Raw genomic sequence first — 22,108 nt, 5'->3', positions numbered from 1 at the left:
GGCGCCCGTGAGCCTCACCTCCGATCTCCCGGTCGCCGCCGCCCTGAGCGACGGCTCGGGGCGGGGCGGCCGCACCGCTCCCGGCCGCGGGCCGCGGCTCCCCGAGCCGGTCTGCGACGTGCTGCTCGGCACCCGCGCACCCTCCTTCATCGTGGAGGAGGCGGACACATCCGGGCTGGCCGCCTACCGGACGCTGCGGCACCGGGTGTTCGTGACCGAGCAGCGCGTGTTCAGCGGCCACGACCTGGACGATCGCGACGACGACCCGCGCACCGTCGTCCTGGTCGCCAGGGACCGGGGCGGCGCCGTGGTCGGCGGGGTCCGGCTCGGGCCGGCCGGTGACGGCCCCGACATCGGGTGGTGGAGCGGCGGGCGGCTCGCCGTCGACCCGGCAGAACGCAGCGGCGCGGGCATCGGCCCGGCGCTGGTGCGCGCCGCGTGCGCGCGGGCCGAGGCGGCCGGGGCGCTGCGCTTCGAGGCCACCGTACGGGCCGGTGCCGAGCGCATGTTCACCCGCCTCGGCTGGCGGCCCGTACGCCCCCTGGCCGTGGCCGGCGTACCGCATGTGCTGATGCGCTGGCCCGTCGGCAGGATCGCCGCGCTGGTCGCGGCCACCAAGAGCGATCTCGGGGCGCTGCTGGCCGGGCTCGCGCCCGGCGGTCCCGGTTTCGTCGGCGACGACGGCGCCCCGGTGCCGGGCAGCGACCTGGTCGCGGCCTGCGACGCGATCCTGCCGTCCATGGTGGAGCGCGACCCGGAGTGGGCGGGCTGGTGCTCGGTACTGGTCAACCTCAACGACCTGGCGGCCATGGGCGCGGAGCCGGTCGGGCTGCTGGACGCGGTGGGCGCCCGCGACGCCTCGGCGGTGGCCAGGGTCCTGGCGGGCCTGCGCCGCGCCGCCGACGCGTACGGGGTGCCGGTGCTCGGCGGTCACACCCAGCTCGGCGTACCGGCGGCGCTGTCGGTCACCGCGCTGGGCCGCGCCCGGAAGCCGGTTCCCGGCGGCGGGGCGCGTCCCGGGCACCGGGTGTGGCTCACCGCGGACCTGGGCGGCGGGTGGAGGCCCGGCTACACGGGCCGCCAGTGGGATTCCACCACGCACCGCCGCACCCCGCAGCTGCGGGCCATGCTGGGAGCCGTTGCCGCCGCCCGCCCGGCCGCCGCCAAGGACGTGTCCATGGCGGGCGTCGCGGGCACCCTCGGCATGCTCGCCGAGGCCTCCGGCTGCGGCGCCGTACTGGACGTCGCGTCCCTGCCCAGGCCCGGCGCGGCCAGCATGGGCGACTGGCTGACCTGCTTTCCCGGCTTCGCGATGCTCACCGCCGAGCGTCCCGGCAGTCCCGGTCTCGACGCCGGGCCCGCCTCCGGTGCCGCGTGCGGCGAGTTCGTTCCCGGCGGGGGAGTGCGGCTGCGCTGGCCGGACGGGGAGCTGACCGAGGTGATCACCGGCCCGGTGACCGGGCTGGGCAGGGCCGCAGAACCCGCAGAACCCGGGGAAGGAGAAACGTGAAATTACGCATGGGCGCCGTCGCGGCGCCGTTCGACCGCGACGTGGAGGGCGGCTTCGCCCGCATCGAGCAGCTGATCACCGCGGCGCGGGCCGAAGGGGTCGGGCTGCTCGCCCTGCCGGAGGCATGCCTGGGCGGCTATCTGCTCAGCATGGACGGCGACCCGCAGGACGCCCCGCCCGCCCTGGACCCCGCCGGGCCCGAGATCCGCAGGCTGGCCGCTCTGGCGGGCGACATGGTCGTCTGCGCGGGCTACTGCGAGGCCGACGGCCCCCGCAGGTACAACAGCGTGGTCTGCCTCAGCGGCGACGGCGTGCTCGGCCACCACCGCAAGGTCCACCAGCCGCTCAGCGAGAACGCGCTGTTCGCGGCCGGTGACTCCTTCTCAGCCTTCGACACCCCGGTCGGCCGTCTCGGCATGATGATCTGCTACGACAAGGCGTTCCCCGAGTCGGCGCGGGCGCTGGCGCTGGACGGTGCCGAGATCGTGGTGTGCGTGTCGGCCTGGCCCGCCAGCAGGACCGATCCCGCGCCCGACCTCGCCGACGACCGCTGGACCCGCAGGTTCGACCTCTTCGACCAGGCCAGGGCGCTGGAGAACCAGGTGGTATGGCTGTCGGCCAACCAGTCGGGGGTCTTCGGCTCCCTCAGGTTCGTCGGCAGCGCCAAGGTCGTCGGCCCCGGAGGGGAGATCCTGGCCCGTACCGGTGTGCCGGGCGGTGTCGCGGTCGCCGAACTGGACGTGCGGGCGGCGCTGGAGGCCGCCCGCCGCTCCATGGGCCACCTGCGCGACCGCCGCCCGGACGCCTACCGTCCCGCGCTCGCCGTGGGAGGATCCTGAACCGTGATCCGCATAGCCGCGGCCTCCGCGCACTTCGGCCGGGACCTGGAGTTCGACCTGCGGCGCATCGCGAAACTGATCGACGACGCCCGCAGGGCGGGGGCGGGGCTGCTGGTGCTGCCCGACGCCGCGCTGGGCGGCTACCTCGCCGACCTGCGCCACCCCGACCCCGACGCGCTGCCCCCGGCACTCGGCCCCGACGACCCGCTGATCAAGCGGGTCGGCGAGCTGGCCGCCGAGATGGTGGTGTGCGTCGGCTACTGCGAGGCCGACGGCACCCGCAGATACAACAGCGCCGCCTGTGTCAGCGGCGACGGCGTGCTGGGACGCCACCGCAAGGTGCACCTGCCCGCCGGGGAGATCGCGGCGTACGCGCCCGGCGAGCGTTTCGACGCCTTCGACACCCCGGTGGGCCGCGTGGGCATGCTCATCGACTACGACAAGACCTTCCCCGAGTCGGCGCGGAGCCTCGCCCTGGACGGGGCGCAGATCGTCGCCTGCCTGTCGGCCTGGCCGACCAGCATCACCAACCGGGCGCCCCGGATGGCCCAGGACCGCCAGTCGCGTCTGTTCGACCTCTACGACTGCGCCCGTGCCGCCGAGAACCAGGTCATCCTGGCCTCGTCGAACCAGACCGGCGCGATGGGCGGCATGCGCTTCCTGGGTCAGGCCAAGGTGGTCGGTCCCGGGGGTGACATCCTCGCCCGTACCTGGTCCAAGGCGGGCCTGGCGGTCGCCGAGGTGGACGTCGCCGCCGAGATCGCCACCGCGCGGCGGGTGCTGAGCCATCTCGACGAGCGCAGGCCCGGCAGCTACCGGGGAGCCTCATGAGCGACGCGCGCACGCCGGGCGCGGTGAGCACCGGACGCACTGCGCACCCTGCGCATGCGGCGGGCGCGATGAGCACCGGGGGCACCGAGAGCACTACGGGCCCGGTCGGCACGGTAGACGCGAGAGACGCCCCAGGGGCGTTCCCGGTGATGAGGATCGCACTGCTGACGTACTCCACCAAGCCGCGCGGCGGGGTCGTGCACACCCTCAACCTCGCCGAGGCGCTGGCCGAGGCGGGCCAGGACGTGACGGTCTGGACGCTCGGCCGCGGCGGTGACGCGGGGTTCTTCCGGCCCGTGGCGCCCGCGGTGCGGCAGGTGGTGGTGCCCTTCGGCGAGGTGGCGGGTGAGACGGTGGGGGAGCGGGTGCTGCGCTCGATCTCCGCGCTGCGCGAGGCGTTCACCCCCGGCGGCTACGACATCGTGCACGCCCAGGACTGCATCAGCGCCAACGCGGTCGAGCGGTGCGTGCGGACCGTCCACCACCTGGACCACTTCACCACCCCCGAGCTGGCCGCCTGTCACGAGCGCGCCATCGTCGAACCCCGCGCGCACGTCTGCGTCTCGCGTGCCGTCGCCGCCGAGCTCGCCGGCGGATGGGGCATCACCGCGACGGTCATCCCCAACGGCGTCGAAGCGGACCGGTTCGCGGAGGCCGCCGCGCGCGGCGACGGCCGCTGGAGGGACCGGCTGGGACGCTACGTCCTCACGGTCGGCGGTATCGAGCCCCGCAAGGGCTCGCTGGACCTGCTGGAGGCGTACGCGTCGCTGGCCGCCGGAGACCCCGGCCTGAAGCTGGTGATCGCCGGGGGCGAGACCCTGTTCGACTATCGCGACTACCGGGCCCGGTGGGCCGAGCGTGCCGCGGTCCTCGGCGTGGAACCGGTCGTCCTGGGTCCCGTCGGCCATGAGGAGCTGCCGTCGCTGGTCGCCTCCGCGGCCGTCTTCGCCTTTCCCTCGCTCAAGGAGGGCTTCGGCCTGGCCGCCATGGAGGCGCTGGCGGCGGGCGTGCCGCTGGTCACCCGGGACCTGCCGGTCCTGCGCGAGGTGTTCGGGACCGCCGCGCGCTTCGCCGGCGACCCGGCGGGCTTCGCCGCCCAGATCGGCGCGGCACTGGCCGGAACCGACCTCGCGCGCCTGGCCGCGGGCCGCCGGCTCGCCGCCCGCCACACCTGGCGGTCGGCCGCCGAGCGGCACATCGCCCTGTACGCGGCCTTACGCGAACCCGTCAGCCCGAGCGAGGGAAAGGCGGCCACTCCGGGTAGAGGAGGGCGTTGATGCCGAGCGCCGCCGCGGCGCGGACGTTGGCGGCCCGGTCGTCGAGGAAGGTGACGTCGCCGGGGGCGGCGTCGAGGCGGCGCAGGACCTCCTCGAAGATGGCAGGGTCCGGCTTGGTCAGGGCCATGCGGCAGCTGTAGAAGCGATGGGTGAACGCCGCCGCCCAGGGGGCGTCGTCGATGGCCGCCGCCAGCGGTTCGGGGGCGTTCGACAGCAGGGCGAGCCTGTGGCGTCCCTTGAGGTCCTCGATGCCGCGCAGGGTCTCCGGGTTCAGGTGGGACCAGCTCTCGACGTCGGCCGCGTCGAGCTTGGCGACGAGCGGATCGTCGCCGGCGAGCGTCCTGCCGAGAACCGCGCTCCAGTACAGGTGGGAGGCCTGGCCGCGGTCGTAGGCCTCGCGGTGACGCCAGTAGCGGTCGTGGAAGGTCGCCTCGTCCTGGCCGATCAGCTTCGCCATGGAGGCCGTCGCGTCGGAGGGCTGTGGCATGGAGATGACCTCGCCGTAGTCCAGCAGCATCCACGTGGTCACGGGTTCTCCTCGGATCGGTCCTGCGCCGACGGTTCCGGTGTCACCCCCGACGTGGCGGGTGGGGCCTCGCACGCCCGGCTCCGGCGCGTCCCGCGCTCGGCGGGATGAGGATGATCAACGATCGTTCGAGGCCGTTCCGAAACCCTTTCGTGTTCATTCGATCGTACTTCGTGTGTGATTTCAAGATGAAGATCTCGGTCGCCACGGCCGGAACGGATCCCGGCGTCTCTCCGCCGCACGCCTGGCCGATGTCGTGCGCCTGTCCGGTCCCGTCGCCGTTCAGTCGTCGCCGCCCCGGTTCGTCGCGCGCCGGTGGTGCCGCCGGGCCTTGAGGCGGTTGCCGCAGGCGGCCATCGAACACCAGCGGCGGGAGTTGGCCCGGCTGTGGTCCACGAGGAACAGGCGGCAGTCGTCGTTGGCGCACGGGCGCAGGCGGCCGGGCAGGGTTTCCCGGAGATGCGCCCAGGCCAGCACGCACCGGATGCCGAACGGGTCCGCGGAACCGGTGTTCAGCTCCCAGCGCACGCCGTCGTCGCCGACCGACGGGGTCTGCGACACCCCTTCGAGGAAGGTCTCCAGTGTCCGGGCGGGCTCCTTGCCCCTGACCACGCGGGCGATCGCGTCCCTGACACGGCGGGCCGAGGCGACGGCGGCCGGTGAGCGGGGCAGGTCGCGTTCGCCCATCCACCGGGTGGCCTTGTGCCGGTCCCGCAGCACGTCCGTGGGGACGCCGTCGACCACGGGGGTGGTGTTGAGCAGGTCCACCAGGAGATCAACGTCTCTTATAACCACCTTGAGCATGTTGACAGGTTAGCAGTGATGGTGCTTAGCTGGCCATGGGTAACTCCCTCAACGACTCAAAGGGGTTAGACATGGATGAGATGGTTCGCTACCGCACCACCGTCGCGGGCGGGCAGGAGATCTTCTACCGGGAGGCGGGCAGCCCCGACGCGCCGGTCCTGCTCCTGCTGCACGGCTACCCGACGAGCTCCCACATGTTCCGTGACCTCATCCCGAGACTGGCCACGCGGTACCGGCTCGTCGCTCCCGACCACCTCGGCTTCGGCTACTCCGCGGCGCCGTCCGTGGACGACTTCGACTACACCTTCGCGAACCTGGCCGAGATCACCGCCGCCTTCACCGAGCGGCTCGGCCTGTCGCGCTTCGCCATGTACGTGCAGGACTACGGCGCGCCCATCGGCTGGCGGCTCGCCACCGCCCACCCCGAGCGCGTCACCGCGATCGTCACCCAGAACGGCAACGCCTACCTCGACGGGCTGGACGAGGAGTTCTGGGCCCCGATCCGGGCCTACGGCACCGATCCTTCCCCGGTCACCGAAGCCCCCGTCCGCCAATCCCAGAGTCTCGAGGCGACCCGCTGGCAGTACACCCACGGCGTGCCCGACGAGAGCCTCGTCAGCCCCGACGCCTGGCGCCACGACTTCGCGCTGCTGCAGCGTCCGGGCAACGTCGACATCCAGCTCCGGATCGCCCGCGACTACATCACCAACATCGAGCTCTACCCGGCCTTCCAGGAGTACTTCCGCGCGAGCCAGGTCCCGCTGCTCGCCGTCTGGGGAGCCCACGACGAGATCTTCAGGCCGGGCGGCGCCACGGCCTTCCAGCGCGACCTGCCCGACGCGGAGGTCCACCTGCTTCCCGCCGGTCACTTCGCCCTGGAGAGCCACGGAGCCCAGATCGCCCGGCTCGTCGACGACTTCCTCGGCCGCGTGCTTCCCCGCTGACCGCCGGCCACCCGCGGCGCGGCCGGAAAGCCGGGGGCGGGAAGATGGGGCACGTCACGTGACGCACGACGTCGTACGACGAGGAGAACCGATGATCCGTCGCTGGAATCCCCCCGGCCCGGCCGCGCCGCTCGGCCGGTACAGCCACCTGGCCGCCGCACCCGCCGACCACGAGCTGCTGATGATCTCCGGTCAGGTCGGCGTCCTGGAGGACGGCACCCTCGCGGGCCCGGACGCCGAGTCGCAGGCGCGCCAGGTCTTCGCCAACATCGAGAGCCTCCTCCGCTCCGCGGGAGCCGGTCCCGAGCACCTGCTCAAACTGTTCACCATGCTCTCCGGTACCGAGCACCTGGCGGGCTCGCGCGCGGCTCAGGGCGAGGTGTTCGCCAGGTGGTATCCGCGGGGGGACTTCCCCGCGCACTCGCTGATCGTGGTGGCCGCGCTCGCCGCCCCCGGTCTCGTCATCGAGGTCGAGGGCATCGCCGCCGTCCCGCGCCGCTGACCCCGGGCCGTCCCGCGCCGCTGGCCCCGGGCCGTTCCTACCCGACCCGGGCCGTTCCCGCCCGGCCTGGGCCGCTCCTCCGCCCGCTCCGCCGTCTCGCCTTCCCCGTCCGGGCCTCAGCCGGTGGCGATCGTCAGGTCCGCGCGGGCACGGACGTCGTCGCGGGCGTGGAAACGCTCCTCCTGAGCCGCCCAGCGGTTCCAGTGCGGGGCGTAGATATCACCGTCGCGCTCCAGCGCGCGGGCCTTGCGTACCCCGTCGGCCGCCTCCAGCCACAGCAGGCCACTCAGGTACGGCGCGGCGGCGAGGGCGCCGGAGCCGGTGCCGTCGAGGACCAGGATCCCGGTGCCCGGGACCTCGTGCCACTCCGCGTAGGCGCCCTCCGCCCAGTCGTAGCGTCGCCACCGCGCGGGCCGGTCCAGGCTCAGCGGTCGCAGGACCCACTCGACCAGCGCGTCGACCCCTCCCAGCAGGCCGTCCCACCCCGGGTAGAGATCGTCCATCCGTACGACGGGCGCGGCCAGCTCCGCGGCCAGGGCGGTGGCGAGGGTGGACTTGCCCGACCCCGAGCGTCCCTCGACCGCCAGGACGCGGGTGCGGCCCGCCCGGGCGGGGCGGGTGCGCAGCCAGCGCGAGATACGCGGCACGTGGCCGTTCACGCCGGCGTCCACAGGATGCTCCGGACGACCGGAGAGCGCGGTCACGCGCTCCGGCGGGTGCGCCAGCGGGCCAGGATCTCACGATCGGAGTCGCGCTCCTCGACGTCGCGGCGGCGCTGCTCGTCCTCGTCCTGTGCCAGGGCGAGCCATTCGGAGTATTCGGGATCGTCGCGGCCTATGTCGCGGGTGCCGTCGATCTTGGTGCCGTTGGCCAGCGTGGTCGTCGCGGGGACGCGGAGGGTGCCTCCCGGCAGCATGGTCACGTTCATGGCGTGGCCTTTCCGTCGTCTCTGACCGCTGTCGGCCCAGCATAGCTCCGGGGGTCGTGGCACGCCCGGTCAACCGATGCCGTACTGCCCGGACAGCTGGTGATACACCCGCTCGGCCTCCGCCTCCGTGCCGATCAGGTGGAGCAGCCGGGTCGCCCTCCGGGTGAGCACGCAGGCGAAGGCCTCGGCGAACAGCTCGGTGACGTCGTCGCGGTAGGGCGGCCGCAGACGGCCGCGGGTGCGAGCGTGCAGGTCGGTCCAGAACGGCGAGTGCGAGGGCAGCCGGTCCATGTGGTCGGTGGCATGGCCGATCTCGTGCCCGCACACCGACACCGAGGGCGAGGGGGCGCTCCCCACCCCGATCCGCCGCCGCCGGGGGTCGTAGACGCCCGCGCTGCGTTCCCACAGGCCCGCCTGCAGGGGCAGCGCGACGCCGCGCAGCCATTCGAAGCCGGGAAGGTCGGGCACCGATCCGGGCCCCACCACGATGCCACCGCTCAGGTGGGTGGTCAGACGGGTGGCGAGAGCCTGCGGCACGGCCGCCAGCGTCAGTATCGCGAGGAGTGTTTCCGCCGGTGGGAACGTGCCAGGTTCCCAGGTGCGCGTCAGCCGCACCTCCAGTGGGCCGACGTGCAGCCAGCCGGGGCGTCCTCTGCTGTGGTCGGCCAACGCAGCCGCTTCTCCTGGATCGGGGGGCGATCCGCCGCGGCTTGCGGGCCGGGCCGGGCGATCCGGTCCGCGGGCCGCGACGGTGATCACGCGAGACTACCTCTCCCGCGCCCCGGCCCGTGCGGGTACGCGTCCCGCGGACGGTGTCCGGCGGGGCGGTCCCGCGACCTTCCGGTACGGCCCGCCCTACCGGTGCCCGGCCAGGACGGCGTGGTGGTCGGCGCCTTCCAGGCCGTCGGGGTCGGCGTGCACGGTGGCGGCACTCAGGCGGGGCAGGTGGTGGATCAGCCGGTGCTCGGCCTCCACCGCCACGGCGTGCGCCTGGAGCAGCGAAAGGTCCTCGCCGACCACGATGTCTACCTCGGCGCGCAGTGTGTGGCCCACCCAGCGCAGTCGCACCGATCCCACCCGCCGCACGCCGCCGGTGGCGGCCAGGATCCGCTCCGCGCGGTCGACGAGCGCCGGATCGACCGCGTCCATCAGCCGGTGGTAGATCTCGCGGGCCGCGTCCCTGAGGACGAGACAGATGGCCACCGTGATCAGCAGGCCGACGATCGGGTCGGCGATCGGGTGACCCAGTGCCGAGCCGCCCGCGCCCAGCAGGACGGCCAGCGAGGTGAGGGCGTCGGTGCGGGCGTGCAACCCGTCGGCGACCAGCGCGGCCGATCCGATCTGGCGCCCGACCCGGATCCGGTAGCGGGCCACCCACTCGTTGCCCGCGAAGCCGATCACGGCCGCCGCGGCGACCCAGCCGAGTGCCCGCACCTCCTGGGGGTCGGCCAGGCGCCGCGCGGCCTCGTACCCGGCGAGCGCGGCGGAGGCGGCGATGACCAGGACGATGGCGATCCCGGCCAGGTCCTCGGCCCTGCCGTAGCCGTAGGTGAACCTGCGGGTGGCCGCCCGGCGGCCGAGGGAGAAGGCGATCGCCAGCGGAAGCGCGGTCAGCGCGTCGGCCACGTTGTGCAGCGTGTCACCGAGAAGGGCGACCGAGCCGGAGAAGACGACGATCACCGCCTGGACGGCGGCGGTCACCATGAGCACGGCGAAGGAGACGGCCAGCACGCGCATCCCGCGGCTGCTGGACTCCAGGGCGGTGTCCGTCCTGCTCGCGCTGTCGTGGCTGTGCGGGGTGAGGGCGTGGCCGGCTCGTGAGAGCAGTCCTCCGAACCGCCGTCCCCGGTGGCCACGCTCGTGATGACGACCGTGGCCGTGCTCGTGGCCGTGCTCGTGCCCGTGTTCATGGTCATGGCCGTGCTCGTGCTCGTGCCCGTGCCCGTGCCCGTGTTCATGGCCGGGCCCGTGCTCGTGCGGCGGATCGTGCGCGGCCTCGTGGCCCTGACCGTGGGGGGAACAGGGGCCGGTGGGTTCTCCGGGGGACGGAGAACCCGCGTCTTGCTGGTCGGACATGGCTACCTCGTTTGCTACCGGTGCCCTTTTCCCGGAGTATATGTAGTCATGTATGCACGCGACAATCAATCAGGTGACAACTCGTCGCAGGAGCAACCCACCGGCGCCCAGGTGGAGGCCGCCGTCGAGGCCTTCCGGATGCTCAGTGACGCCACCAGGCTGCGCCTGATGTGGCTGCTGTCATCGGGGGAGTACGACGTCGGCTCGCTCGCCGAGGCCATCGGGGTCGCGCGCCCCTCGGTCTCCCAGCACCTGGCGAAACTCCGCCTGGCCGGGCTGGTGCGCACCCGCAGGGACGGCCGCCGCGTGCTCTACCGGGCCCGCGACGCCCATGTCCGCGCGCTCATCGGCGAGGCCCTGTTCCACGCCGACCACGAGGTCTCCGGCATCCCGCGCCACGACTGACCGGAGCGCCCGGCCGGCGTACGCCGGATGGCGGCGGCCCGGCCACCGGCTTCCCTCGGTCGTGTCCGGTTGCGATGTCAATTGACAGATTAATTTGTCTAATGGTTCCATGGGGGCATGGCCGCGACCGAGATGACACTCATGGACGAGCCCGACCGTCTGCGCGTGGCGCTCACCCCGATCCGCCGACGGCTTCTCGCCCGCCTCCGCGAGCCCGCCTCCGCGGTCCAGCTCGCGGCCGAGTTCGACCTGCCGCGCCAGCGGGTCGGATACCACCTCAGGGTGCTGGAGGAGGCGGGGCTGATCGAGCTGGTGGAGGAGCGCCCGCGACGCGGTTTCGTCGAGCGCGTCATGGGCGTCACCGCGAACGCCTTCCTCGTCGATCCCGGCGTGCTCACCTCACCCGGCGAAGCCGATGAAGCCAATGAAGCCGACGGAGCCGACGAGGCCGATGGAGGCGACAAGGCTGACGAAGCCAGTGGCGACGGCGACGGGGCCATCGGGACCGCCGAGGTGGCCGGGGTCTTCCGCCGTGTCGCCGACCAGTACGCCGCCGAGCATCTCGTCGAGGTGGCCGCCGGCACCGTGCGCGACGTCACCCGCATGGCCGCCGCCGCCGACCGGCAGGGCGTCCGGCTGCTGACGTTCACCCTCGAGGCGCGGGTGCGCTTCGCAGAGCCCGGCGACGTGCACGACTTCACCGACGCGCTCGCCGACGCCTTCTCGCGGGTCGCGGCCCGCTTCGACACCCCCGGAGGGCGGCCCTACCGCCTCGTCGCCGGTGGGCATCCGGCCCCCGGCACGCGAGAGACCGGCGGACGTCCGGTCCCGGGCACGCCGGAAACCGCCGGACGTCCGGTCCCCGGCACACCGGAAACCGGCGGACAGCCCGCCCCCGGCACGCCGGAAACCCGCAGTTGACATCCGTCCCGGGACCCAGGTCCGGGGCCCCACGTTGAGAGGCATCCGATGACAGACGAGCTGTTCTCCCTTGAGGTCACCATCGCCGCACCCGTCGACGACGTGTGGAGCGCGCTGCGCGATCCCGAGCTGATCCGGCGCTGGCATGGCTGGCACTTCGACGGCCTCGACAAGGAGATCGAGGTCATCTACCACCAGAACGTCGTGGAGTCGGCCGCCGAGCACCGGCTGGAGGTCCAGGGCGGCGACCTGTTCGAGCTGACCGACCTCGGCGACCGTACGCGCCTGCGGATGACCCGTGCCCCGCGCGGCGGCAACCCCGAGTGGGACGCCTACTACGACGACATCACCGAGGGCTGGATCACCTTCGTCCACCAGCTCGCGTTCGCCCTTGAACGGCATCCGGGCGCCGACCGGCGCACGGTCTTCCTCTCCGGCACGCCGGTCACGCCGGTGCTGGAGGCCACCGGCCTCGCGGCGGTGGCCGGACTGCCCCCGGCGAGCCCGTACGAGCTGGAGGGCCCCACCGGGGAGACGCTGCGCGGCCAGGTCCGTTTCCGCTCGGCCAACCAGGTCGGTCTCACCGTCGACGGCTGGGGCGACGGCCTGCTGGTCGCGGCCCAGACCCCGCCCTCGCCCGCCAATCCGGGCGGTGGCGCCATGATGGTGCTCACCACGTACGGCCTCGACGACGCCGCGTTCGCCGAGCTCGAATCCCGCTGGACCGCCTGGTGGGGACGGAACTTCCCGGAGACCCCCGCGGACGACCAGGATGCCCCCGTCGGCGCGGAGCGGGTCCCGGACGCGTAGACGTCTATCTCACCACCCGGAACCGCAGATGCGTGACGCGCGCGGACCCGATCAGGCCGGTCCTTTCCAGTTCGACGCGGTCGCCGCCCGGGTGGTCGAAGAGCCGGGTTCCGGCCCCGAGCAGCACCGGTGCCAGCTGGAGCTGTATCTCGTCCACGAGCCCGGCTCTCACGAGCTGCCCGGCGATGTCCGCCCCGCCCATCACGAGGACGTTTTTGTCCTTGGCCGCCTTCCGCGCCTGCCGGATCGCGCTCTCGAGGCCGTCGGAGACGAAGGTGAAGGTCCCGCTCGTCATGGGTAGCTCCTCCCGGTCCTCATGGGTGAGCACGAAGCACGGCGCGGGAAAAGGCGTGTCCTTCCACAGCCCCACCCCCACGTCGAAGGTCCGCCTGCCCACCACCACCGCCCCCGTCGAGGCGGACAGGTCCCGATGCACCCCGGCGTCCACCTCCCGGTCGGCGTCGTCGTTGAACAGCCATTCGTGGAGCCGCTCACCGCCCTTGCCCATGGGCTGTTCGACGCCGATGTCGGGCCCGGCGACGAAGCCGTCGAGCGACATCGTGATGTTCAGAAGAACCGTTCCCACGAGATTTCTCCTCGTTGTCAGGGGCCTCGTCGCCGAAGCCCTCGTTGTCGAAGTCTTGATGGTCGACGTCCTGGTCGTCAGGACCCGGTCGCCGGAACCCCCGCCGCTCGGCGTGCGTCTCCCGTGTTCGACGGGAGGCTCATCGCTCCCTTGCGTCGCCGGTCATGTCGCGGCGTCCCCTGCCCTGCTCCCCGGGCTGCCCGCCGCCCGGTCGTACAGGGCGGGAGCGAGCGCGGTGAACAGCACGGCGGCGGTGACAGCGAACCCCGCCGGGTAGCCCACCGACCCGGCCAGGAGCCCGAACCCGACCGCGCCGACGCCGAGACCGGCGTCGTAGGCGAGGTTCCATGCCGCGCTCACCTGGCCGAAGGCGGATTCGGGGGCGCGCTCGAACATCAGCGCCAGGGTCGCGTTCTGGGCCATGCCGAAGCCCACCCCGAACAGCCCCATGCCGGCGATCATCGCGAGAGGGACGTCCACCCAGAAGAGTCCGGCCGTGCCGAGAGCGGCGGCCAGGGTGGCGGGGACCAGCAGGCGAGCGGGGCCGTGGCGGTCGCCGTACCGGCCCGCCGCCCAGCGCGCGAGCGGCGTGAGGCAGGACTGCGTGAGCAGGGCCAGCGCGACCAGATCGCGTGACCGCTCCGGCGCGGCCAGCGGGAGGAAGGTCAGCAGGACACCGGCCGCCGGTGTCACCATGGCGAAGACGATCGCGGGCCTGGCGACGCCGGCGTCGCGGAGGACGCCGAGGATCCCGCTCCGGCCTCCGCCCGGGGGCCCGGCCTGGGTCCCGTTCCGGATTCCGTCGTGGGTCCCGCTCCGGCTTCCGCCCTGGGTTCCGCCGTGCCGTTCGGTCCGCGCACGCGGGGAGGGCAGGCCGGGTACGGCGGCCAGCCCGAGCAGCGCCGACGCCGCCCCGGCGACGAAGACGGGTCCGTGGCCGATGTGCTCGCTCAGCCAGAGACCCAGCGGCAGGCACGCGATGGAGGGAATCCCGACGGCCGCCCCGTACAGTCCCAGCCCCTCGCCGCGACGGTCGGCCGGCACCAGTTCGGCCATCAGGGCCGCACCGGCCACTACCACGAGCCCGAGCCCGGCACCCCGCGCCAGGCAGATCCCCAGCACCGAGGGCATCGACGCCGACGCCGGCAGCAGGAGGGCGGGTGCTCCGAGCAGGAGCAGGCCCAGTCCCATGACCGCCCGGTAGCCGTACGCGCGCAGCAGGCCGGGCGCCGCGAACTCCGTCAGCACGGTTCCCAGCATCATGGTGCCGGTCGCCAGGCCCGCGCCCACACCGCCCGCACCGGACGTGGCCGCGTACAGGGGGACGACGGGCGCCAGCAGGTAGAAGCCGCCGAGGGCGCCGAGCGAGGCGGCCAGCAGCAGGACCACCGGGCGATTCAGGATGCGAGGATCCGGAACGCGGGCGCCGTCCCCCCGCGCCTTCCCACCGTCTTCCCCGGTTTCCGCGACGTCCCCCTGTGCCTCTCCGCGATCCTCCCGGGCCTTCCCGGCATCCTCCCGGGTCTCGTCGGCGGCGCTCCTCTGGTGAGTCATGGGCCGACCCTAGAGCGGGAACCGGCTCAGCGATAAGGTCCGGTTTCATGTCGATCAAGTGGACCGGTTCGGGGCCGGAACTCCTGTTGCGGGTTGACAGGAACCGGCCGGAACCCTTGCGCGAGCAGCTGGAAGGCGCGCTGCGCGAGAGCATCCGCGCCGGTCGGCTGGCCGCGGGCGAGCGGCTCCCGTCCTCGCGCGCCCTGGCCCGTGACCTCGGCGTCTCGCGCGGCCTGGTGACCGAGTGCTACGCGCAACTGCAGGCCGAGGGCTACCTCGTCACGCGCGGCGGCTCGGCCACCCGCGTGGCCGCCGCCGCCCGCCCGCCGGTGGACGCGCCGTCGCCGCCCGCCGCGCTTGCCGGGCCCGCCGCGCCCGTCGGGATCGACTTCCGGCCCGGTGTGCCCGACCTGTCGAGTTTCCCCCGTGAACGATGGAGCCGCGCCCTTCGGCGCGCCTGCCGCGACGTGCCCAGCGACCTGCTCGGCTACGGCGACCCGTACGGTGACCCGATGTTGCGCGACGTGCTCGCCGCCTACCTGCGACGGGTTCGCGGGGCCGCCGCCGACGCGGCCCACACCGTCGTGTGCGCGGGGTACGCGCAAGGGCTGCAGCTCGTCCTGCGCGCGCTGGCGGGGGAGGGCGTGCGTGTCGTGGCCGTGGAGGATCCCGGCGACCCCGACCACCGCGCCGCCGCCGCGACGGCGGGCCTCGACATCGTCGCGGTCCCCGTCGACGAGCACGGGGTCGACACCGGCGCGCTCGCGGCCACCGGCGCGCGTGCCGTGCTGCTCACCCCCGCCCATCAGTCGCCCACCGGGGTCGTACTGGCTCCCGGCCGCAGGCAGGCACTGATCGCCTGGGCCGTCGCCCGCGACGCGACGATCGTCGAGGACGACTACGACGCCGAGTTCCGCTACGACCGCGAACCGGTCGGGGCACTGCAGGGTCTGGCTCCGGACCGGGTGGCGCTCCTCGGCTCGGTCAGCAAGTCGCTCGCCCCGGCTCTGCGTCTCGGATGGATCCTCTGCCCGCCCCGGCTGTCCGCCGGTGTCGCGCGTCAGAAGCGGCTCGCCGACCGGGGCTCGCCGGTCCTCGACCAGTTCGCGCTCGCCGACCTGGTGCGGTCGGGTCATTACGACCGCCACCTGCGCCACATGCGGACGCGCTACGCCGCCCGGCGGGAGGCCCTCGTGGACGCGCTGGGGCGGTACGCGCCCGAGGTCGAGGTACACGGGCTGGCCGCCGGTTTCCACGCCGTCGCCCAGCTACCGCCGGGCACGGACGAGCGTGCCGTGGTCGAGGCCGCCCGTCGCCGGTCCGTCGCGCTGTACGGGATCAGCGGCTATCTCCTCGACCCGCCGGAACGACGGGCGTCTCCCGCACGGCTCGTCCTCGGGTTCGGCAACCTGACCCCGGACGCCATCTCCGACGGCATCGCCGCCGTCGCCGACCTGCTGCGGGGCGGCTGAGCCACCGCGGGGCCCCGACCGGCCGGTGCCGTTTCTTCAGGGGAGTTTCTGGCCCGCTTCCGTCCTTCAAGGGGGTTTCGGACCCGCTTCCGAGTGGCCGCCTCGTCATGACGGTGCACGCCCGCTTCCGGACGGCGGCTTCGTCGCCGGAGTTCACGCCTCCTTGAGGAGGGCGGTCACCGACTCGCGCAGCGGCGTGGTGGGGCGGCCGATGAGAGCGCTGAGCTCGCCCGGCGTGTGGGAGAGGACGCCCTGGGCGATGTCGAGGTCGATGTCGGCGTACATGGCCGCCACCGGTTCCGGCAGGCCCGCGTCGATCAGGGCCCGAAGGTAGTCGGCGTGCGGGAGGTCCCGGTAGACGACCGGCCTGCCGGAGGCCGCCGCCGTCTCGGCGGCCAGCTCGGGCAGGCTCCACGCGGTGTCGCCGGAGAGCTCGTAGATCTTGCCGCCGTTCTCCTCGCCGGTGAGCACGGCGACGGCCGCGGCCGCGTAGTCGGCGCGGGACGCGCTGGCGACGCGGCCGTCACCGGCGGCGCCGAGGATCACGCCGTGCTCGACGCCCTGGAGGACGGACGTCGCGTAGACCTCGGTGTACCAGCTGTTGCGCAGGAAGGTGAACGGGATCCCGGAGGCGCGGATGTGCTCCTCGGTGCCCCGGTGGTCGACGGCCAGCGCCAGGGGCGTGGTGTCGGCGTGCAGCACGCTGGTGTAGGCGATGCGGGCGACCCCGGCCGCCCTGGCCGCGTCCACCACGGCCTGGTGCTGCCCGAGGCGCCGCCCGATGGCGTCGCCCGAGATGAGCAGGACCGTGTCGCCCGGGGAGAAGGCCCGCTCGAGCGTCTCCGGCCGCTCGTAGTCGGCCTCCCTGATCGTGACGCCGCGCGCGGCCAGGCCGGCGGCCTTGCCGGGATCACGCACGGCCGCCACGACCTGGCCGGCGGGCACGCTCTCCAGCAGGCCGTCCACCACCAGGCGGCCGAGCTGGCCGGTGGCACCGGTGACAACGATCATTTCGCTTCTCCTCGTTCGAAGGGGTCGCCGCCAGGTTAGTACTAACTAATATATAGTGCCAACTAAAAGTTAGTGCTTTCTTTTGTGTGGTGCGGCGAGAAAGTAAAGTGGACGGATGGACGACCAGGCCGCGACCCCGCTGGACGAGTTCAGCCAGCTCACCTTCGACGTCTTCATGCGCGGATGCGTCTCGCGCGAGACGATGGAGCACATCACCGGCCGCTGGGGCATCCTGGTCATGGTCGCGCTCCACGAGGGGACCTACCGCTTCAACGCCCTGCGCCGCCGGGTCGACGGGGTGAGCGAGAAGATGCTCGCCCAGACCCTGCAGGCTCTGGAGCGCGACGGCCTGGTCCACCGCGAGGCCGAGCCGACCATCCCCCCGAAGGTCGAGTACAGCCTCACGCCGCTCGGCGATCAGGCCGCCCGGCGCCTGCTCGACCTCATCGAATGGCTGGAGGGCGAGATGCCCGCGGTCATGCAGGCCCGCGCCCGCCACGACCAGGCCAGGGGCGGCCACCGGACGACGTAGGCCCGTCCGTGCCGGGACCCGCCCGCCGCGCGGCCGGAAGAACCGGATCAAGAAATGTCGCCGGAGACCTATAGCGTGAGCCGCATGAGCGACGAGATCATCGATTCCCCCACCGCCTGGGTCTCCAAGCACCTTCGCGAGTACGTCGAGTCGAACGGTGCGGAGGGCCACCTCTACTACGGCAGGCCCACCCTGCTGCTGACCACCGTCGGACGCAGGTCCGGGCTGAAGCGGCGGACCCCGCTGATCTACGGTCGTGACGGCGACGCCTACGTGGTCGTCGCCTCCAACGGCGGGGCCGACGACCACCCGCTGTGGTACCACAACCTGCTGGCCCTGCCGCAGGTCGAGGTGCAGGTGCGGGACGAGGTGTTCACCGCCGTCGCGCGGACCGCGACCGCCGGGGAGAAGCCCGCCCTGTGGGAGCAGATGGTCGGGATCCACGGTGAGTACGCCGACTACCGGCGCAAGACCGCACGCGACATCCCGGTGGTGATCCTCACCCGCGCCTGAGGTCCTGGCCCGCCGCGCGCTCGACGGGCCTCCCCGAAGCGGCGGTCGCCGCGGGGGCGGAGGCCGGCGCCGCCCGCCGGAGACGGTCGAGCCGATCATGGCCGGTGGGCGGCGTGCCGGGCTGAGCCCGGCGGGGCCGGTCCGTGATCCGCGATGGCGGGCCGGGGGCGGGCACCGCGGCGATCACGCCACGGGTGGGGCAGGCGCCGACACGCCGGGAAAAGCCTGGTCGTAGCATGAGATGGCCGCCGGTGGTCTGTCGCACGACCTCGGCCGGACGGGGCGGCGGTGAAGGACGGACGGTGCCGGAGCGGCGATCCGTCAGGTCCGGGGGCCGGATCTCAGCGTGTGGGGAAGGCAGGAGTGGATCGGCGCTGGTTTTCATCCCGGTGGTCGTGTGGGGGAGCCGCCTCGCGTGGGATTGGAGACACTGATGGTGCCGTTCGACACGGACGTGCTGGTTGTTGGTGCCGGTCCGGCGGGTCTGCTGATCGCGGGCGACCTCGCCGCAAGAGGTGTCGCCTGCACGCTCGTGGAGCGGGACCCCCAGCGTTCGACGCTCACCCGGGCCTTCCCCCTGCATGCTCGTACGCTGGAGCAACTCGACGCCCGGGACGTCGCCGACGAGCTGATCGGCACCGGCACGATCGTCGAGACGGTGCGGCTGTTCAACGGCCTGGACCTCGATCTGTCCAGCCTGCCGTCGCGGTTCCCGTTCCTGCTGTGCACCCCGCGGCACAACGCCGAGCGCGTGCTCGAGGAGCGCGCCACCCGGCTCGGAGCGGAGATCGTGCGCGGCGCCGAGGCGGTCGGGCTGAGCCAGGACGCGGCCGGGGTGGACGTCGAGGTATGCGCCGACGGCAGGATGCGCACCTGGCGCGCGCGGTTCGTCGTGGGTGTCGACGACCTGCGCAGCGTCGTGAGGGACGCGCTGGGCGTTCCGTTCCCGGGGCGCTCCACCGTGCAGTCGATCATGCAGGCCGACGTCCGCCTGGAGGAGAGACCGGAGCGGGAGGTGACCCTCATCGCCAACGACGAGGGCTTCTCCTTCGTCTCCTCCTACGGCGACGGCTGGTACCAGGTCATCACCTGGGACCGGCGGCGCCAGCTTCCCGACAGCGCCCGGCTCAGCATCCACGAGGTGAGCGAGGCCACCCGGCGCGTCACGGGCAGCGACTTCGGCATGCACGACGCCCGCCATCTGTCGAGGACCCACAGCGACGAGCGGCAGGTGCTCCGCTACCGTGTCGGCCGGGTGTTCCTGGCCGCCGAGACCGCCTACGTGCACTCGCTGGCATGCGGGCAGGGCATGAACACCGGCCTGCAGGACGCGGTCAACCTCGGCTGGAAGCTCGTCGCCGGGGTCCAGGGCTGGGCGCCGGACGGCCTGCTCGACACCTACCACACCGAGCGGTACCCGGTCGGCAGGAGGGCCCTGCGGCTCAACGGCGCCCTGCTCGCCATCGCCATGGGCTCGACCCGGAGATCGCGGGCCGCCCGCTCCATGCTCCCGGCCGTCGCGAACCGGATCCATCCCCTCGGCCACCGGCTGGCCGAGACCATCTCGGGCCTGGGCATCTCCTACCCCGCTCTCGCGGGAGCGCACCGGCTGGCCGGCCAGAGGGTGCCGGACATCCACCTGGCCGGGGAGCCGATCCGGCTGTACGAGGCGCTGCGGGCCGGGCGCTTCGTGCTCCTGGCCCCCGCGGGCGATCCGGCGGATGCGGCGGGCTCGCCGTACGGGGAGCGGGTGGTCCACGCCGTTCCCGCGAGCGCCGGCCTCCCCGTCCTGCTGATCCGTCCGGACGGATACATCGCCTGCGCCGTCGACGAGAGGAACCCCGCCTCCCTCGATGCCGCCCTGCGCGCGGCCCTGGCCGCGTGGTGCGCCGCCGGCCCTCCGGTGGCATCCACCACGAAACCCGGGTGAAACGGTCTGTCGCCACCGCCCCGCTGGCCACGAAGAGCAGTACGATCTACTGTAATTGACAGTAAACCGTGCGTAAGGAGTGGGACGTGGATCTCATCGTGCCGCCGACGGAACGGCTCCGGTGATGGCAGGCCAAGCGACCATCGGTGACCGCATCCGTGGATTGCGGTTGAGCAGGCACATGTCCCAGGCGCAGTTGGCCGGGCCAGACCTGTCTGACAGTTACGTTTCGCTCATCGAGTCCGGAAAACGGACTCCCACCCCGGTCGTCACGCGCCTGCTCGCCGAGCGGCTCGGCTGCGGCGTGGAGTTCCTGCTCCACGGGATCGAGCCGCACCAGCGCGTCGACACCGCGCTCGCCCTGCGGCAGGCCGAGCTCGAACTGTGCCACGGGGACCCGGCGGTCGCGGCCGGGCTCTTCGAGGAAACGGCCAGGGCCGCGGGTGACGACAACGCCATCCTCGCCGCGCGGGCGCGCTTCGGCCAGGCTCGCGCGCTGGAGGCCCAGGGGGACACGGGGCGGGCGGTCGAGGCCTACGAGTTGCTTCGCCGTGAGGCCGCGGCGCATCCCGAGCGCCTCGCCGACCTTCCGCTCGCCGTGGCGCTCTGCCGCTGCTACCACCGCGCGGGTGACACGCTGCGCGCCCGGGATCTCGGGATGGAGGCTCTGGCCCAGGCCGACCGGCTCGGGCTCGACCAGGGCGACCTCGCCCTCGACCTCGCCGCCGTGCTCGCCGAGATGGAGGTCGCCCTCGCGTACGTCGAGCGCGTGCTGACCGCCTCCCGCCTGCCCGACGCCGTCGACCGCGACTCGGAGGTCCTCGGCCTGTGGCGGGCCGGCACGGCCGCGGCGGAGGAGGACTCCGCGCTCGCCGCCCGGCTCGCGGCGGACGCCGTCGCCGCCGGCCGGCCCGCGCGGATGGCCGTCCGCTACGTCCGGAGCGCGATGCGCTGGGCGTGGATCGCCACCGTGCGTCCCGAGGCCGCCGACCTCGGCCGGGCGGGTGAGTTCGCCGCCTCCGCGGTCGAGATCCTCTCGCGCCTGTCGCCCGGGACGATCGAGCACGCCCGGGGCCTGGTCGTGCTCTCCCGCGTGCGGCTGCGCTCCGGCGACGCGGACGCCACCGCGGAGCTGGCCGAACAGGCCCTCGGCCTGCTCGCCGGCGTGCGCGGGACGGTGCCGGCGATGGCGTACGTGGTTCTGGCCGAACTCGCTCTGGCACGCTCCAAAGACGGCGGCCCGGCGCTGGAGAAGGCTCAGGAACTGCTCGCCGACCCGGTCGCCTCGGTGGCCTCCTTCGTCGACCGGGATTCGGCCAGGCTCTGGCGCGAGATCGGTGACCTCTGGGGCCGGGCCGGGGCGCCGGAGAGGCAGACGAACGCCTATCGCAGCGCGCTCGAAACCGTCGGGGTCGGCTCGCGCGCGGAGGCTCCGCCCGGCTCGGCGTGGCGTGAGGTCGTCGTCCCGGCGATTCCGGCCCACCTCGGCGTCTCGCACGAGTCGAGGGCAGGCTGACGTCCTCTCCCCGATGCCCCCACGCCCGCGGACCGCGCCTGGATCGCGGGCGGCGGCCCGGCCACCGGCTTCCTGGAGGGAACCGGCGAGAACGCGCTCGGCGGATCTTCGGCGCCCTGGCCGGGCCGGCCCTGGCGGGCGCCGGTGATCCCCTCGGCGCCGGCGCCCGGTAGGCCCGCACCCCGCCGGTGCGGCGTCTGCCGATCCTGAGGTGAGCGAAGGGCGAGCACGCGAGAACCCGTCCGGACCCGGGCGGGTTCTCGCGTACCCGGGCACGGCACCGGCGATCACGCGCCGATCACCCCCGGCCGGTGGGGAGCGCGTCCGAGGGTACAGACTCGGGGGTATGGCAAAGGGCGAGTCAGGGCCGTTGATCCCGCACATGAGGCTGGATGAGCTGCTGGAGGAACTGCGAGAACGCCTGGAGGCGGTGCTGGCCACCCGCGACCGGGTGCACGCGCTGCTGGACGCGGTGGTCGCGGTGGGCAGCGACCTGGACCTGGAGACCGTGCTGCGCCGGATCGTGGAGACCGCCACCACCCTCGTCGACGCCACCTACGGCGCGCTGGGCGTGGCCGGAGACCACAGCACGCTGGTGCAGTTCGTCCCGGTGGGGCTGAG

At 73.4% G+C, this 22,108-nt stretch carries 23 protein-coding genes and 1 pseudogene; 15 read left to right on the top strand and 9 right to left on the bottom strand.

The genetic code is table 11. From position 1 onward, the window contains the following. Positions 1–7: 7 nt before the first annotated feature. From ACTOQ2_RS37650 to ACTOQ2_RS37635, 4 genes are all read left to right on the top strand, one after another. Entirely contained in the window at positions 8–1,510 is a 1,503-nt protein-coding gene (locus ACTOQ2_RS37650) for an MSMEG_0567/sll0787 family protein (protein WP_440105800.1), read from the top strand. Beyond that, positions 1,507–2,349: a carbon-nitrogen hydrolase family protein gene (locus ACTOQ2_RS37645; protein ID WP_362846207.1), complete on the top strand. Its 843-nt coding sequence runs from the start codon at positions 1,507–1,509 to the stop codon at positions 2,347–2,349. The genes ACTOQ2_RS37650 and ACTOQ2_RS37645 overlap by 4 nt, the downstream gene beginning before the upstream one ends. Positions 2,350–2,352: 3 nt before the next feature. Continuing rightward, positions 2,353–3,180, top strand: coding sequence for a carbon-nitrogen hydrolase family protein (locus ACTOQ2_RS37640; protein ID WP_362691363.1), 828 nt, complete (start codon positions 2,353–2,355; stop codon positions 3,178–3,180). Positions 3,181–3,329: 149 nt separating this feature from the next. Next, positions 3,330–4,457: an MSMEG_0565 family glycosyltransferase gene (locus ACTOQ2_RS37635; RefSeq protein ID WP_440105798.1), complete on the top strand. Its 1,128-nt coding sequence runs from the start codon at positions 3,330–3,332 to the stop codon at positions 4,455–4,457. On the opposite strand, the gene ACTOQ2_RS37630 is transcribed toward ACTOQ2_RS37635, so the two are convergent. Both ACTOQ2_RS37630 and ACTOQ2_RS37625 read right to left on the bottom strand, forming a co-directional pair. Beyond that, positions 4,408–4,986 carry an HAD-IA family hydrolase gene (locus ACTOQ2_RS37630; protein WP_440105796.1) on the bottom strand — a complete coding sequence of 193 codons (579 nt, stop codon included), beginning with the start codon at positions 4,984–4,986 and terminating at the stop codon, positions 4,408–4,410. The two genes, ACTOQ2_RS37635 and ACTOQ2_RS37630, sit on opposite strands and share 50 nt — an antisense overlap. A gap of 279 nt (positions 4,987–5,265) precedes the next feature. Further along, entirely contained in the window at positions 5,266–5,787 is a 522-nt protein-coding gene (locus ACTOQ2_RS37625) for a CGNR zinc finger domain-containing protein (protein ID WP_440105794.1), read from the bottom strand. A 71-nt stretch (positions 5,788–5,858) separates the two neighbouring features. Here ACTOQ2_RS37625 and ACTOQ2_RS37620 point away from each other — a divergent pair, with 71 nt between their 5' ends. Both ACTOQ2_RS37620 and ACTOQ2_RS37615 read left to right on the top strand, forming a co-directional pair. Next, on the top strand, positions 5,859–6,731 hold the full coding sequence (locus tag ACTOQ2_RS37620; protein WP_440105792.1) for an alpha/beta fold hydrolase: 873 nt from the start codon (positions 5,859–5,861) through the stop codon (positions 6,729–6,731). A 91-nt stretch (positions 6,732–6,822) separates the two neighbouring features. Then, on the top strand, positions 6,823–7,233 hold the full coding sequence (locus ACTOQ2_RS37615) for a RidA family protein (RefSeq protein ID WP_440105790.1): 411 nt from the start codon (positions 6,823–6,825) through the stop codon (positions 7,231–7,233). 116 nt (positions 7,234–7,349) lie between these two features. Here the strand turns inward: ACTOQ2_RS37615 and ACTOQ2_RS37610 are convergent, their stop codons facing one another. The 4 genes from ACTOQ2_RS37610 to ACTOQ2_RS37595 all read right to left on the bottom strand — a co-directional run bounded on the left by ACTOQ2_RS37610 (position 7,350) and on the right by ACTOQ2_RS37595 (position 10,237). Further along, positions 7,350–7,904 carry a hypothetical protein gene (locus tag ACTOQ2_RS37610; protein WP_440105788.1) on the bottom strand — a complete coding sequence of 185 codons (555 nt, stop codon included), beginning with the start codon at positions 7,902–7,904 and terminating at the stop codon, positions 7,350–7,352. A 29-nt stretch (positions 7,905–7,933) separates the two neighbouring features. Further along, positions 7,934–8,161, bottom strand: a complete 228-nt coding sequence (locus tag ACTOQ2_RS37605) for a hypothetical protein (RefSeq protein WP_440105786.1) — start codon at positions 8,159–8,161, stop codon at positions 7,934–7,936. Positions 8,162–8,230: 69 nt separating this feature from the next. Beyond that, positions 8,231–8,830, bottom strand: a complete 600-nt coding sequence (locus ACTOQ2_RS37600) for a hypothetical protein (RefSeq protein WP_440105784.1) — start codon at positions 8,828–8,830, stop codon at positions 8,231–8,233. Positions 8,831–9,016: 186 nt separating this feature from the next. Continuing rightward, positions 9,017–10,237: a cation diffusion facilitator family transporter gene (locus ACTOQ2_RS37595; RefSeq protein WP_440105782.1), complete on the bottom strand. Its 1,221-nt coding sequence runs from the start codon at positions 10,235–10,237 to the stop codon at positions 9,017–9,019. A gap of 48 nt (positions 10,238–10,285) precedes the next feature. On the opposite strand from ACTOQ2_RS37595, the gene ACTOQ2_RS37590 reads away from it, so the two are divergent. From ACTOQ2_RS37590 to ACTOQ2_RS37580, 3 genes are all read left to right on the top strand, one after another. After that, positions 10,286–10,642, top strand: coding sequence for an ArsR/SmtB family transcription factor (locus ACTOQ2_RS37590; RefSeq protein ID WP_440072111.1), 357 nt, complete (start codon positions 10,286–10,288; stop codon positions 10,640–10,642). A gap of 117 nt (positions 10,643–10,759) precedes the next feature. After that, positions 10,760–11,563: an ArsR/SmtB family transcription factor gene (locus ACTOQ2_RS37585; protein WP_440105780.1), complete on the top strand. Its 804-nt coding sequence runs from the start codon at positions 10,760–10,762 to the stop codon at positions 11,561–11,563. A gap of 48 nt (positions 11,564–11,611) precedes the next feature. Continuing rightward, on the top strand, positions 11,612–12,373 hold the full coding sequence (locus ACTOQ2_RS37580; protein WP_440105778.1) for an SRPBCC family protein: 762 nt from the start codon (positions 11,612–11,614) through the stop codon (positions 12,371–12,373). A gap of 4 nt (positions 12,374–12,377) precedes the next feature. On the opposite strand, the gene ACTOQ2_RS37575 is transcribed toward ACTOQ2_RS37580, so the two are convergent. Beyond that, entirely contained in the window at positions 12,378–12,959 is a 582-nt protein-coding gene (locus ACTOQ2_RS37575; protein ID WP_440105776.1) for a dihydrofolate reductase family protein, read from the bottom strand. A 162-nt stretch (positions 12,960–13,121) separates the two neighbouring features. Beyond that, entirely contained in the window at positions 13,122–14,513 is a 1,392-nt protein-coding gene (locus ACTOQ2_RS37570) for an MFS transporter (RefSeq protein ID WP_440105774.1), read from the bottom strand. Between the two features lie 47 nt (positions 14,514–14,560). On the opposite strand from ACTOQ2_RS37570, the gene pdxR reads away from it, so the two are divergent. Further along, entirely contained in the window at positions 14,561–15,985 is a 1,425-nt protein-coding gene (gene pdxR, locus ACTOQ2_RS37565; RefSeq protein WP_440105772.1) for a MocR-like pyridoxine biosynthesis transcription factor PdxR, read from the top strand. 153 nt (positions 15,986–16,138) lie between these two features. Here the strand turns inward: pdxR and ACTOQ2_RS37560 are convergent, their stop codons facing one another. Continuing rightward, positions 16,139–16,996, bottom strand: coding sequence for an SDR family oxidoreductase (locus ACTOQ2_RS37560; RefSeq protein ID WP_440105770.1), 858 nt, complete (start codon positions 16,994–16,996; stop codon positions 16,139–16,141). Between the two features lie 115 nt (positions 16,997–17,111). Between ACTOQ2_RS37560 and ACTOQ2_RS37555 the strand changes: the two genes are divergently transcribed. From ACTOQ2_RS37555 to ACTOQ2_RS37535, 5 genes and pseudogenes are all read left to right on the top strand, one after another. Then, on the top strand, positions 17,112–17,528 hold the full coding sequence (locus ACTOQ2_RS37555) for a winged helix-turn-helix transcriptional regulator (protein WP_440105768.1): 417 nt from the start codon (positions 17,112–17,114) through the stop codon (positions 17,526–17,528). An 84-nt stretch (positions 17,529–17,612) separates the two neighbouring features. Then, on the top strand, positions 17,613–18,041 hold the full coding sequence (locus ACTOQ2_RS37550) for a nitroreductase family deazaflavin-dependent oxidoreductase (RefSeq protein WP_440105766.1): 429 nt from the start codon (positions 17,613–17,615) through the stop codon (positions 18,039–18,041). A gap of 415 nt (positions 18,042–18,456) precedes the next feature. Continuing rightward, positions 18,457–19,971: an FAD-dependent monooxygenase gene (locus ACTOQ2_RS37545; protein WP_440105764.1), complete on the top strand. Its 1,515-nt coding sequence runs from the start codon at positions 18,457–18,459 to the stop codon at positions 19,969–19,971. Between the two features lie 124 nt (positions 19,972–20,095). Next, a complete protein-coding gene (locus ACTOQ2_RS37540; RefSeq protein ID WP_440105762.1) occupies positions 20,096–21,487 on the top strand; it encodes a helix-turn-helix domain-containing protein in 1,392 nt (463 codons plus the stop codon). Positions 21,488–21,833: 346 nt separating this feature from the next. Further along, positions 21,834–22,108 (top strand): annotated as a pseudogene (locus tag ACTOQ2_RS37535) (histidine kinase); the annotation flags it as partial.

The sequence above is a fragment of the Streptosporangium sp. H16 genome (assembly GCF_051918855.1).
In the GTDB taxonomy this organism is placed as follows: domain Bacteria; phylum Actinomycetota; class Actinomycetes; order Streptosporangiales; family Streptosporangiaceae; genus Streptosporangium.
The sequence above is the reverse complement of the archived record's forward strand: the minus strand, read 5'-3'. Positions and strand labels throughout refer to the sequence as shown.